The following is a 14260-nucleotide window of genomic DNA, read 5'->3' on the forward strand; positions in this document are numbered from 1 at the left end:
CAGAAGCAGTACTATTTTTAATGGGTAGTACAGCAATGAATCGGCCCGAGTATAATTATCCGATATATCAATTTAGTACATCATCTGAACTTGATTTTTATTAAATGGATTTAGGAAGATATAATCAATGAAGTTGTTATATTATGTTTACCACATAAAATTTTTTATACGCCTTAGCCTTTTGAGGGGCTGACGTCTAAAAAATTTTCCATGGAAAACGCGTTACTTTAAAAAATTTTTATTTTAGCACCATGAATTCACTAGAACTATAAATACACACTTTTCTGAACACTACCATAAACTATAAGAGAAACTGTAGTGAGAAGAAAAAAAATGATAGACTTAAGATTGGCATATAATAAAAATGGAATTCCTAGCCACACTAGAAATTCCAATTGAAGAATTTAAGATATTTAACCACTATGGTTTTTTATCAATTCGAAAATTCCACATATAAAGACTGAATAAAAAATGATCTATGTAGAAATTAACAATTACAGTATTAAAGCCTCTTGAGAATAAAGACTAAATAATGGGGAATATTAATCCAATTTTAGTACAGATCCAGCTATATGACGTGTTCCATTATCGATATTGTAGTAATAGGTTACCAAAACTCGATTGTCATCCAACATCACAGCCCATGGATAGCCCAAATCAGTACTACCTCCATCATCTCTGATAACAAATTCTTTAGACGTTGCGAAATCATCACATTCGGCATTTAGTATTCGAGCTCGGATTCCATAGGGTTTTGATCGATAACCATACACCAACAATACCCTATTGTCGGGCAAACGCAATGCCTGAAGTGGATAACCCTTAAAACCCATAGGTTGCCAGGGTTGAAAACTCTTACCCCCATCAACAGATCGTGCAATACAAGCCTGACCATCGAAATTGGCCGTTCTCAGAAATGCCACTAAATCTCCTTTCGGAGTTTCATATATAGAAGTCTCGTTAAAGTCTATCTTATCATCCACGGCCACTGTTGAAGCCAATTCCCATGTCATTCCCTTGTCCTCAGAAATCAGAAGACTCGTCATTTTTCTAGCAATATTATCTTTGTCATAACTGGTGGCTACTACCCAAAACAGTCTTCCATCTTTACCCTCTGTCAATGCTCCTCTATTGAGAGAAGGAAAAGGATCTCCTTTAGCGGTATAGCGCACTTCTGAAGGAATACTGGGTGGGTAATATGGGCCCTTCCAAGTTTCTCCTCCATCGAATGATCGCAGATAATAACCTCCTAAGGCAATGGCTCCCTTTATATTTTGTGAAACGGGCTGTTTTAAATTGGGCAAACCATCATCCCGCACAGCGGCCCAGCCATAGCTAGTACACAACATAGACCCATCTTTGAGCAACAACATACAGGGATCTTGTGATCCTCCATAGGGATGAGCGTATAACAATTCTGGTTCTGATGTCCATGATAGTCCATTGTCTCTAGATCTTACATAGACCAAATAGCTATTGGGGTCCACATGATAATTTTTTCCTTCTCCGAATATCGCTCTATTGGGTGCCCTTCTAAAGGCAACCAGGATTTCGCCATCTTGTTTTTTGACTACGGATGGAAAAGCAGAGAAAAAATCGTCGTCTTCATAAATAATAATATCCTCAATTTTGGAAAGACCAGAATGTCCTTTGTCCTCTACCTGACCCCAGACAGGAGTTTGGAATACAGAAAGAAAAACTAGGCAAAAAAAACAATTAATATATGTATTAATACTATTCATAATTTTAAGTAAATTTCAAAATATCTCTATCAATTCTTTAAAGGATTATGATTTAATAGTCTCCTTTTTCAATTTTTCTTGGTAGGCTTTCTTGGCCTCGATATCTTCTTTGGCAGACTCTCCAAAATACACCATACCGAGAACAGTTCTAGATCTGGTCTCACTTTGATTGGCATTGGCGCTATGAATGGTCATAGAATGATGAGTCAACACATCGCCAACAACAGCGGGAACAGATACTTCATCCTTTAGATCCGCCTCAGTGCCATAATCAACAATGCCTTGCGAAAATCCTAATATTTCACTTCTGCCATGTTCTCTCATCGGCAATTTATTAGACCCAGCCACATATTTAAGACAACCATTCTCTTCATCTACATCTTCTAATGGTATCCAAAACGTTATAGCACTTTGTGGCTCCAACATAAAATAATAACCATCCTGATGAGGGGGGGTGGGTTTCCCAATTTTAGGTGGTTTATTAAAATATTCAACAAAGCCTTTTCCCATTTTTTCCCCTAATAGCAGTTCCGCCATTTTCTCAATTTTACTACCACGCAACCATTTTTCAAAAAAAGGATCGTAATTGGACAAATAGAACATTTGCTTAATCGAAGATTTATCTTTTTCATCTTCATAAAACACGTGTTCTGGGGGTAGAATTGGTGCCACATTCTCGATATAGTCGGCTAAATGTTGCTTAATTTCCGCTATTTCATCTCCGTCAAAAAAACCCTTAAGATGTAAATATCCACAATCTTCAAACTCTTGTTTTAGTTGTTGCATATCCGTATTTATCATAATCAGTTTATTTTTAAATAATTTACATAATCCAATTGAGTAATACCATTTTGTTTGTATGTATGGTTAGGGTAAGTTTCATTTATATAATTCATCTCTTCGGTATAACGATCTAATTTATCAGAATCTAAAAAAGGATCTTTACTGTCTTTCCTCCACTGAATCATGGCCGCCAGTAACTCCTGCAATACTGCACTGTATTTAGGATCTTGAGATAAATTCTTCCATTCCCATGGATCATTTTCTAAATCATATAATTCATAGGTAGGTGGGTTTTTCCAAATCTTATACATTTCTTGCACATCAGCACCAGCTTGTTGAATCTCATCGTAATTGGCCCCCGAATAAAACTTTTCGCTGGCATAGGTATGATATGCGGGAAAATCCTGTCGACCTACATCGATATTGTGAATCAATTTGTAACGGCGATTTCTAATACTTCGTCGAGGATAATACATAACCGGAGAAGCTCCCTCACCATCGGCTGCCAAATAAGGCCTCCAATGATCATCTCTACCATCCTCATCCAACAAAGTCAATAGCGACATTCCGGGCAATTCTTCAGGTATTGGCTGCTCGGCAACATCTAGAAAAGTAGGAAGTAAATCAATGACAGAAATTAATGCATGACTTACCGTATTTGAAAATTTATATTTATCCGGCCAATGAACAATAAAAGGAATTTTTAAACCTCCTTCATAATTGGTCAACTTCCCACGACTAAACTGAGCCCCATGATCGCTCATATAAATCACCATGGTATTCGACAGATCACCAATACTATCCAACAGCATACCCACCGACTCGTCTAGGCGATTCATACAGTTGTAATATTTTTGGGTAACTTTTCTTAACCTTTCGGTATTGACACCAACAAAGGGCAAGGTAGTGGTGATCTCACTGGTGTCGACTTTAATGCTTGGCAAACCATCAACATCATTTTGAAATGGCAAATGAGCATCGGGAAAATTAACCATTAAAAAATAAGGCTGATCCCGACTATTACTTATAAACTTTTTTGCTTCATGGGCATAGGCAGACAAATCTTTTTTAGCAAAATTCGAAGTATTTAATTCAGACAAATTAAAATCGAAAATAGAATCAGGATTAACGTGAATTTTGCCTAAACAACCCGTATTATAGCCAGCTTCATTGAGATAATTGGGCAAGACCTTCATCCCTTCGTACATACTATACCCTTGGGTAGCCCAGCCCAATTGTCCATTTTGATGAGGGTATAATCCTGTAAAAATGCTGGCCCTTGATGGACTACATACAGCATAGGTAGTATAGGCATTAGTAAATCGCATACCTTGTTTGGCCAATTCATCAATATTCGGGGTATGAACAATGGAATTGCCATAGCAACCTAAATCGGAACTATTGTCTTCTGAAACAATTAACAAAATATTGGGCCGTCTTACTGGATCATCTTCCTGACAACTACTAAACAATAGAACTATAGCAAAAATACATCCTAGATATTTCATCGTTATATAGTTTAATCAATTTAACTCGATCCAGTAATAAAGGCTTTATTTGCCCGGATATTCTTCTTCTTTCCAACTTCCATCATCCTCTACCTGATTCCATAGATCCAATCCGGTAAATATCTGTTCTGGATCATTGCCCTTACCAAATTTTTCTGGCAATGGTTTATATCTCGCTGGATTACCATAGGCCAAAGAATCAGAAGGAATATCCTTAAGGACTACAGCACCAGCACCAATAAATACATTATCACCTATATTTACTCCCGGGCCGATAGTGACGCCACCTCCAATAACTACATGATTTCCTATGACTACTTTGGCAAGCCCAGAAACTCTCATTGGCAATCTTGCATTGAGAATATTCACTCCAGGTCCAATAAATACCATGTCTCCAATACTAGTATTACTTGGGATGTATACATTGGCCATGACTTTTACCCCCTTACCAATTTTCAAATTTCCTTCCAAAGTCGTCCCGTGGAGCAATACTACCCGATCTCCAATCTGACAATGAGCTCGGATAGTTACATTGTGTCCACATGTAAATCTATGTCCAATCGTAGTATCGGCATATATCACACTACCACTGTGAATACGAGGATAATCTCCAATGGTTAGTTTTTCCCGCCAATCTTTATAGGTATAGCCCAATATTACATTGGGAGCTACTTCAGCTTCTTTACCCAAAACAAATTGTCCGGATTTCATATTTTCCATAATCCTCTATTTAAATATCCTACTTAGCAAATTCCGCTAATTTTTTAATCGCAACATCAGCACATGCATCACCAGCCGGCGCTTTGTACGGTGGAGTAAATTCATATGCAGAATATATAGCTTCAGGAACGCTATCTTTTTTGTTTTTCCATTCTGGGAAAACTCCATATTTCCCTCTATATCGATAATTACTAGACATATACTCCATATCCTTTACCCCACTGGCATCTGGAATATAACCATATATTCCATCAGTATATCCACAGGTCAAAACAAAGGGAAGCGCACTGTGCTTTTTAATTTTTAAACCGGTTTCAACAAATGTTTCATAAGGCATACCCACAAAACCAACATCTCCAAATCTAGCCACTAAAATATCGAAGGGTAAATGAGTTGGAATATTTCTCCAATTATATGTTTTATGTTGATTAATTGCCCATACATACCACGGACGGATTAAATCAATTAATTTAGCTCGATAAGCGGGAGTTAATGCTTTAGGGAAATTTAAACCTACACAATACAGGGTATTTTCATCGCCTTCATTACCTCTTTTAATAAAGTCATCAATGGTAGCCAAATCCTGCTCTAAGCTTTCTAAGCTAGGTAATTCATCTAAAGGAATTTTTACCTTTTCACGACTCCACTCTATATCGACTCTTTTAGAAGGTTGCAATGATTTCGCGGCAATAATAAATGATTCTCCCAATTGCTCGCCCAATTCTTCGGCTTGTTCAAATGTTCCGATCAACATATGTTTTGAATTGATATTACCTCCACAGCCTTGTAAAAACGCTACAGGGATATCACCCAAATATTTTGACAATATTTGCGAACCGACCTGCGGAAATTGACCATAACTAATCAATTTTTCAGGACTGTAAGCTCCTACTGGATGTCCAGTAAAGAAGCTTAAGGCAGCAACAGGTTTTCCAGCTGCATTCCTAAACACTACAACACCAGCATCGGAATCAATCACTCCTGTATAACCTTCGCCCTTTAAAGTCAAACGATCCTGCTCTCTCATAAAATAAGTCGTTCCATCTAGATGAACACCTTTTCGATTATAGGTGATTCTTTTTTCTTCTGCTACTCCCCATTCTACCGATACAGGCTGTAAATTCTTTTCTAGTTCATGAGCCGCTTTTTTGAATTCTGTTAAAAATTCTCTTCCCAATTCCCAAGACAATAGATAAGGTGTACCCTCCTCAGGTCTTTCAACATCTCTTACTTCGAGATAGGGTATGGTGTGATTATGGGAAGAATTAGCGGTAATATTGGTTGCCGGAATATTTAAAATTTTTGACAATTCCGCTACAGCAACATCATTCAATGTACCTTTTTCTATACCCAACGGAGAAGAAATAATACAATATTTTTCATCCCCTTGTTTAAACAAGACTAGGGTATTTATTAAATCGCCGTGAACTTCTTCAATTTTATGTCCTGTTCTTGAATGACCACTTGGGGTACCGACCTTAGGCGAAATTGAAAAGGATACCGCCGAGACTTCCAGTGGTGTTATTTGACCGTATAAACTTGTAATCGATAACGCTAACAACGCTACGCATAAACTTCTTAATAAATTACTACTTTTTGTTTTCATATTAAAATTTTAAATTCAATTAACAGACTTCATTTACCCGAAAATACCATAACTCAAATGCTGTCAATTTAAGTCATATCCAATGATATCTATCTATTATTCTAGGTCTCTATACTCTGTTAATATTTATATATTATTTTACCTTATTTCCTTTTACAACTACATTTTCCTTTTTAACCCCTCTCTATATTTATTACGAATTACATTTATAATATAGATCCATTTGCAAGGCATATAATGTCGAGTTAACCTTGCGATATCGTCCCTAATTTTCTAATATATTTATCGGTTGAGCCACCGGCGCCAAATGATAGGATTTATCTGGCATCTCAAATTTAAGAGCACCCACACCACTGTTTTCTCCTTCCTCATAAAAAATGAGTAAAATATTACCATCACTTAATTCCACCGTAGCAGGATAAGCACCCCGACTTTCATCCATTTTAAATGGTCCTTGCCAAGACTTACCCTCATCATAACTAATCCGCAGTGCGGTATAAGCCTTGTCCCAATCAAATGTTTCGCTACCTTCCACTCCCCGATAAGTCATTAATATTTCACCAGTGGTCAATCTATTGAAATGTGGAGAATGTGCCAAGAATCCAATAGACTGAACTTCTGACCAAGATTTCCCAACATCATTACTTATAGAATAATGCATGGGCAGTTCTTTTTGACCTCGAAGAGCAGCTAACAAAGTACCATCATTCAATCGAACCACATCAGTTTCAGCAGCTAAAAACAACTCTGCCTCTTCACCAATGGCTATGGGGTCAGTCCAACTTTTCCCTTTATCATAGGACAAAAATACACCTCCCCAAGCATGTTCTGAACCCAGAACTTGTTTGTACACAGGAAATACCAAGGTACCGTTTGACATTTCGCGAATAGGAGCAGAACAATACCAATCCGTTCCAGTAATTGAAACCTGTCTCGGTCGCTCCGTCCATGAATATCCATTGTCAAAAGATTGTATAAATTGGACTCCTACACCTGTTCTTGATTTTGGATTGGACTTTAGATTCAATGAGAAAAAACTGACCATAATAGTACCATCATTCAATTGACTGATGTGCGGATCTCGATTGTCATAGATATCATCAAATATAGTAATGGGTTTGGACCATGTTTTACCTTCGTCTTTCGATCGAACCATACAGATTCTTCCGGCATTGGGATAGCCTTCATTGGGATAAGAAACATGTCCATAACCGCCGTAAAACACCGCTAAAATATCTCCATTTTTTAATTTACAAGCATCGGGAAAAGCTTGATATTCCCCAGCTTCTCCACCTTTTGAAATGATCTGATATTTTGTAGTATCATTATTCTGTACCCACGGAGGTAATCCTCCTAATATCCCAGCAAAACTAGCCTTGGGGAATACAGAAAACATTGCTAGCAGTATTACTAATATTGAATATATTCTATTGACAACCATATTTATTGTATTAATCGATTTCTAATATTGTACCAGCTATATATCTTGTACCATCATTGTGGTTCATATAATATACTACCAATACTTTGTTTTCATCAATGACTACTGACCAAGGGTAACCAATATCATAGCCCCCACCGTCGGTTCTCAAAATGGTTTCTGGTGCAGTTTCATAATCAGTACATTCTTCATTCAAAATTCGAGCTCTAATTCCAAAAGGTTCATGACGATATCCATATACCAACAACACTCTATTGTCGGGTAAGCGAGTAGCTTGCAAAGGGTGACCTTGGAATCCCATTGATTTCCATGGTTGAAATGTTTTTCCTCCGTCAGTAGATCGGGCTATACAAGCTTGATCATCATAATTCGCTGTTCTGAGGAAGGCTACAATATCACCTTTAGGTGTTTCGTAGACTGAGGTTTCATTGAATACCACTTCTTTGTCAGAAGCTACCTCTGAACTGTATTCCCATGTAAGGCCCTTATCTTTGGACACCATTAAATGAGTAGACATATTTTTGGGATTTTCTTCGGTTTTACCGGCAACCACCCAATAAATATCACCATTATTACCCTCGTACAAAGCTCCCCTATTATAGGCGGGCACTGGCTTATTCATAGGATTAATCCTAAAATCTTTAGCCATTTTTGGTGGATAAATTGGACCGTCCCATGTTTCACCACCATCGGTAGAACGAACAATGTAACCCCCTAAAAAGACAGAGCCGTATCTATTTTTTTCGTTCAATTCTGTCAGTTTTGAATAACCATTCGGTCGCACGCTAGCCCAGCCATAACTCGTACATATTATCGTACCGTCTTTCAGTTGGAGCATACATGGATCTTGTGATCCGCCAAAATCATGGGCGTAGATCAGGTCGGGTTTTTTGGACCAAGACAGGCCGTTGTCTCTCGATCTGACCGACACCAAGTAACTGTTGGGATCAACATGCCATGTCACTTTTTCACCAAATACTTCTCTTCGATCCGGAGCTCTCCTAAAAGCAACTATTATTTCTCCATCCTCCTTTTTAATAACAGAAGGGAATGAAGAGAAATATTGCTCATCTTCATATATAACAACATCTTTAATTTTTGTAACTCCAGGTATGGTATCTAACCGAGTTTCTGCTGATGTTACAGCAGAAACTATGGTTAGGTTGGATACAAAATTTATCAATAACAGTATTGCAATACTCTTAATATTAATCATAGTATGAATTTTAATACCCAGGATTTTGGGTCACTTTTGTTTCTAAACTAAGGATGGAACTAGAAATAGGCCACAATAACTTGTCGCTATCATTGTTCAAAGTAGGAACCATTTCCAATACTTTGTCAAAGCGTATCAAATCCCACCATCTTTTACCTTCAAATGCCAACTCTCTCAATCTTTCTTCCAGAATAAAAGCATCGTTTTCTGCCTTAGTTCCAGACACAAATTCTTTGCCGGCAAAATTATCTCCGTAGGCCCGCATTAAGATTTGATTGATTTCTGTACTTGGATCTTGATCTAAAGCATTTTTAATCTCAGCCTTCATCAACAATATGTCAGCATATCGATAGATAATATAATCATCTACATACAATCGCGCTCCACCAGATACGGTTCCCGAACCTTTGGTTCCAATCGTAGTATAGTATACCGTAGGTTGTCCATTGTCGTCCAAGGTGAAAATTTCATAAAAAGTAGCATCTTTTCTAGAATCGGTCACATCGTACAAAGACTTCATAAAGTCAGTAGGTCGAATAATGTTGTTCCCACCTCCTACTGGTCCGATCAAGGCTCTGGTTTCAGCAGTAATATTAGATGGAATGGCACTGTTGATAAGGTAAAGATCTTTGTGATAGTTGTTTCCTACTTCAAATTCTGCGAAACGTGCTGCCATGATGATCTCATCATTTCCTTTGTTCTCATATGCAAACACGCTGGCATAATCATCTAACAAGGCCACATCAGCTGACTCCACTTCAGAAATCGCTGACAATGCGGTTTGAAGATCAGACTGACCTCCGCCCAATACTTTAGCTGACCACAAATACACATCTGCTTTTAGAGCATTGACTCCTGGCTTTGACCAAAAGCTTCTATCAGTATGAATCGAATTATCTGGAAACAACTGATTCGCTTGATCTATATCGCTCTTAATCAAAGTGAATATTTCGGCTTGACTACTTCGCTCTATCTGAGTTACTTCAGCATCAGTACTTTCAGTAGGCTCTATTCTCAATGGTAGATCTCCCCATGTTCTGGTCATCACGTAGTAAGCATAGGCTCTCATGGCATAGGCTTGTGCAAGAATATTGTTTTTATTTTCCTCTGATGCAAAATCTATATCCGGTACATACTTAATAATCAAGTTGGCACTGTTGATTAATGAGTAAAAATTCTGCCAACTAGGTCCAGCATTGTCGGCATGTAAGGTGTTGAAATAGTATTTATCCCAGCCTCCGCCACCGACAATACCCAACGTCAACACGTCGCTTCGTGCTTCTCCTAGAACGTATAAATCTGTGGTAGCGATGGTTCTCAAATTGACATACATGCCCACCAAGGCTCCTTGAGCATCGTTTTCAGTCTGCCAAAAGGAAGCAGTAGTAATTACACTAGTAGGTTCTACATCCAATACATCAGTACAAGAAAAGGACGCGACAGAAAGTGTAAATAATATAAAAAGTTGTTTTATTTTTTTCATTATTATTGATTTAATAGATTAGAAAGAAATGCTTAATCCCAAGATTAAATTTCTGGGTACAGGATATCTACCGTAATCTCTTCCACCTTCTTCAGGATTTAATCCTTTATACTGGGTGAAATAGTGTAAGTTGTTCCCCGTCACATTCAGTCTAAGTTTGTTAATGTTCACCGCTGACAAGATAGATTGTGGCAATTCATAACCAAAAGTCACTTCTCGAACCGCTAGATAATCTCCTTTTTCATAATAATCTTGACCAGCTCTACCCGGTGAAATATTTCCTTGAGCACGAGTACTTTCCCAGTCATACCTTGGCGTATTGGTAATATCTCCCTGTTCTTGCCATGCATTGTCCACCATGTCCTGTGTCAGGTTCATATTTAATTTCCACTGTCCATCCATAAATCCTCGTGCAAAGTTCCAGATGGTATGTCCAACTGTATAATCCAATCTAAAGGATAAAAATAAGTTCTTATAAGAGAAAGAGTTGCTCATACCTCCCGTCCAATCAGGATAAATATTACCCATATATACGCGGTCTCTACCATCAATTTCACCATTTCCATCGATGTCATCCCAGATCACATCTCCTCCATACTTGGCGTCTTTTACTCTTGGAATGTTATCATAAGGAGCGTTGGCTGCTTCTTCGTCCGTAGCATAAACCCCTAATTTTCTGTACTCATAATATTCTCCTATTGGACTACCTTCCTGCAATCCTCCTTTCCATACATATTCTTGACTGGCTTCATCCCATACATTAAATCCTCCAATTCTATTGTTCTCAACACCGTTTTCCGGAAGAGCCAATATTTTATTGCTCACTTTAGAAGCATTAAAACCTATATTCCATTGAAGTTCACTTTCATTGGGCAATACATTGATGTTCAATTCCAATTCTACCCCTTTGTTTTCCAAACTTCCCAAGTTGGTCAACGAACTGCCAAAACCAGTTGATGGTGGCAAGGCCAAACTTGTGATCAAGTTATCCGTTTCTCTGCGGTATGCATCGAAGATTACATTCACCCGTCTGTTGAACAATCCGATATCAGCTCCTATGTTTAGGGTTTTTGATCGTTCCCATTGCAATTCGGGATTTGGAATAATGGTATTTTGAATAGCTGCCAATCCCGAATAGATGGCTCCTACACCATATGCTCCCTGTGAAGTAAAATCACCAAGATTTCCAATATTTCCATTCACACCATAACTACCACGTAGTTTCAATGTCAATAAGTCTTCAGGTAAACTACTCCAAAAGGCTTCTTTATGCAAATTCCAACCTACAGAAACTCCTGGGAAAAATCCCCATTTATAGTTTGCTCCCAAGTTTGAAGCTCCATCGTATCTCATATTGATAGACAACAAATACTTGCTATCAAAGTCATAATTAATTCTACCAAAATAACCCATGATGACCTGATCAGACACAGAACTGCTCACTGATATGGGTTCTGCCGATGCGTTTAGGGTAGGAATTAAATCTGTAGAAGCTCCTTGACCAACTGCACTAAAAGTAGAAATGGTACGATCGAAATACGAAAGACCTGCTTTTATATCAAAATTATGTACATTCTGAATAGTCTCTAAATAAGAAAATACCGCATCTGCTTGAGTTTGTCGCCACTTATAATTGGACACGCTAGCTCTTCTACTGTCGACAAAATTGGATACTCCTTCAAAAAATCCCGGCTGAAAATCATAAGAATCATCATTCACATTATAGATTGAAACCTGGGGCTCAAAGCTTAGATTTGGCAAGATATTGTACTTAGAACCAAAACTTAAAGTTAGGTTCTCCGAAGTATTTTCAGCATCTCTATTGTTCAAATAATACTCAGGATTACCCTCACTTGTTTTTTCACCTGGAGCCAAAGTTCCATCTTCAAAATAGTATTTGGCTGTTGGAGGTAAGGTAAGTCCTCTAGCAAAATTATTAGTAATATTATTTACTTGATGATCTTTAGATTTAGCGTAATTGGTTCGTCCAAAAAAGCTCAATCGATCACTTATTTTAAAATCTCCATTCACATTGAGGGTGTATCGAGACATATCAGTAGAGATGGCAATCCCTTGATTTTCGAGATAGCCCAAACTCGCACTAAAAGTCGCTTTTTCAGTTCCTCCTGAAGCCGACAAATAGTGATTTTGAGAAAAAGCCTCTCTAAATAATACGTCTTGATAATCCGTATTTTTGAAAATAATCGTTTTAGATGGATCGATAGGGTCAGGCATACTTTCCCATCCTTCGTCCAATTTATGTTGATTTTCTGGAGTCAAATATTGCGTTGTATAGGCGGTGTTGTTGGTTAAATCATTACCGGTTCCAAATCCAGAAGCTCCTGTCAATCGAAAAGAAGCGTCGGGATAAGCATCATTGACCACCATAGCTCTTCTTCCAAAATAGATATAATCTCTGGCCGAAGCTAAGTCATACAATCTCTCGGCGCTAGAAAATGTAAAATCCGAAGAATAGGTTATACTGGCTTGTCCCACTTGACCACCTTTGGTAGTAATCACTACAACACCATTAGAACCTCTAGCTCCATAAATGGCAGTAGAAGCAGCATCTTTCAACACCTGTAAACTTTCGATATCATCAGCAGACAAATTGTCCATATTGGGTCGAATCACTCCATCGATTACATACAGTGGAGCCGCTCCATCGGGATTGTTGATAGAAGTACCTCCACGAACTATTATTCGAGGGGCTGCACCCGGCTGTCCCGACGTACTCTGTACTCTAACTCCCGACACAGTTCCTTGCATAGCAGTAGCAGCATTGGCGAAAGGTACATTTTCCAATACGGCATTATCTAACTTACTCACTGAAGTAGTCAATACTTCTCGCGATTGAGATCCATAACCTACCACTACCAATTCATCTAGAATTTCTGAATCAGATATTAAGGTTATCGTCACATTTGAATTTCCTTCTAGTGCTAGTGTTTGAGTTTTATAACCTATGTAACTAGCTACTAATACAGCACTGTTTAAGTCTACATTACTTAATGTAAAATTTCCATCGAAATCAGATGCCGTACCAACATTGGTTGATTGAACCAAGACGTTTACCCCAATGAGAGGCTCTCCCGATACATCGACAATCTTCCCAGTCACTTGGCTAGTTGACTGACCATAAGTAGCCAAGGAGGTAAAGATGGAAAATAGAAGCAATAGCAACAGCTTCTTATTAAAATGATGTGTTTTTGTTTTTTCCATAAGGATAAGATTTGATGTTTGTGAAATAAATCGTGTTCAGCAAAATTATATACTATCTTCCCATCAGCCTACTACTTTCATTTCGAAAACTTATACTATTTTTCAAACACCAATTAACCCCACATCAATTAGACACATTACCCGCATTTTATAAAATAAAGATTGGCTAATCGTTCATTTACTACACAATTACCATAGTTCTAGAAATAACAAAACAATTGTATTTATTTATTTGTAAATTAGACTATTATATGCCTAATATTATTCTTAGGAATCTATATTGCTCAAAAAATAGCCAGATTAACTTAATACTAATATTTTTTGCCCTTAAAAAATAGTACAAGTATTATAAATAAAAGTAGTAGGTAAAAAATACGCTTAGATATACTTTTGCATAGCAAGAGATGTATAATATTTTGATATCAATATAAAGTCTATTATTTTGTTCTACCTATATAATTGATCTAATTATCTTACTTTCCGATCAGTTTTACACGGTATAATCAACTGATATTTTATTGATGTTTGAATAGACATTC

General features: G+C 37.6%; 9 protein-coding genes. All 9 read right to left on the minus strand.

Annotated features, from left to right (window positions below; all coding sequences use genetic code 11):
- Positions 1-542: 542 nt before the first annotated feature.
- The 9 genes from LVD51_RS00005 to LVD51_RS00045 all read right to left on the minus strand — a co-directional run bounded on the left by LVD51_RS00005 (position 543) and on the right by LVD51_RS00045 (position 13721).
- Complete coding sequence (locus LVD51_RS00005) at positions 543-1742, minus strand: sialidase family protein (protein ID WP_236969106.1); 1200 nt, start codon at positions 1740-1742, stop codon at positions 543-545.
- Positions 1743-1787: 45 nt separating this feature from the next.
- A complete protein-coding gene (locus tag LVD51_RS00010) occupies positions 1788-2543 on the minus strand; it encodes a phytanoyl-CoA dioxygenase family protein (protein WP_236969107.1) in 756 nt (251 codons plus the stop codon).
- A 2-nt stretch (positions 2544-2545) separates the two neighbouring features.
- On the minus strand, positions 2546-4033 hold the full coding sequence (locus tag LVD51_RS00015; protein ID WP_236969108.1) for a sulfatase family protein: 1488 nt from the start codon (positions 4031-4033) through the stop codon (positions 2546-2548).
- A gap of 45 nt (positions 4034-4078) precedes the next feature.
- Positions 4079-4753 (minus strand): acyltransferase, encoded by a 675-nt coding sequence (locus tag LVD51_RS00020; RefSeq protein WP_236969109.1) that lies wholly within the window; start codon positions 4751-4753, stop codon positions 4079-4081.
- A 19-nt stretch (positions 4754-4772) separates the two neighbouring features.
- Entirely contained in the window at positions 4773-6359 is a 1587-nt protein-coding gene (locus LVD51_RS00025) for a hypothetical protein (RefSeq protein ID WP_236969110.1), read from the minus strand.
- A gap of 265 nt (positions 6360-6624) precedes the next feature.
- Entirely contained in the window at positions 6625-7755 is a 1131-nt protein-coding gene (locus LVD51_RS00030; protein WP_236969111.1) for a sialidase family protein, read from the minus strand.
- A 55-nt stretch (positions 7756-7810) separates the two neighbouring features.
- On the minus strand, positions 7811-9016 hold the full coding sequence (locus tag LVD51_RS00035; protein ID WP_236969112.1) for a sialidase family protein: 1206 nt from the start codon (positions 9014-9016) through the stop codon (positions 7811-7813).
- 10 nt (positions 9017-9026) lie between these two features.
- The gene (locus tag LVD51_RS00040; RefSeq protein ID WP_236969113.1) at positions 9027-10499 is read right to left on the minus strand and encodes a RagB/SusD family nutrient uptake outer membrane protein; all 1473 of its coding nucleotides are present in this window, start codon (positions 10497-10499) and stop codon (positions 9027-9029) included.
- An 18-nt stretch (positions 10500-10517) separates the two neighbouring features.
- A complete protein-coding gene (locus LVD51_RS00045) occupies positions 10518-13721 on the minus strand; it encodes a SusC/RagA family TonB-linked outer membrane protein (protein ID WP_236969114.1) in 3204 nt (1067 codons plus the stop codon).
- Between the last annotated feature and the right edge of the window lie 539 nt (positions 13722-14260).

Source organism: Membranihabitans marinus, from assembly GCF_021729155.1.
GTDB lineage: Bacteria > Bacteroidota > Bacteroidia > Chitinophagales > Saprospiraceae > Membranihabitans > Membranihabitans marinus.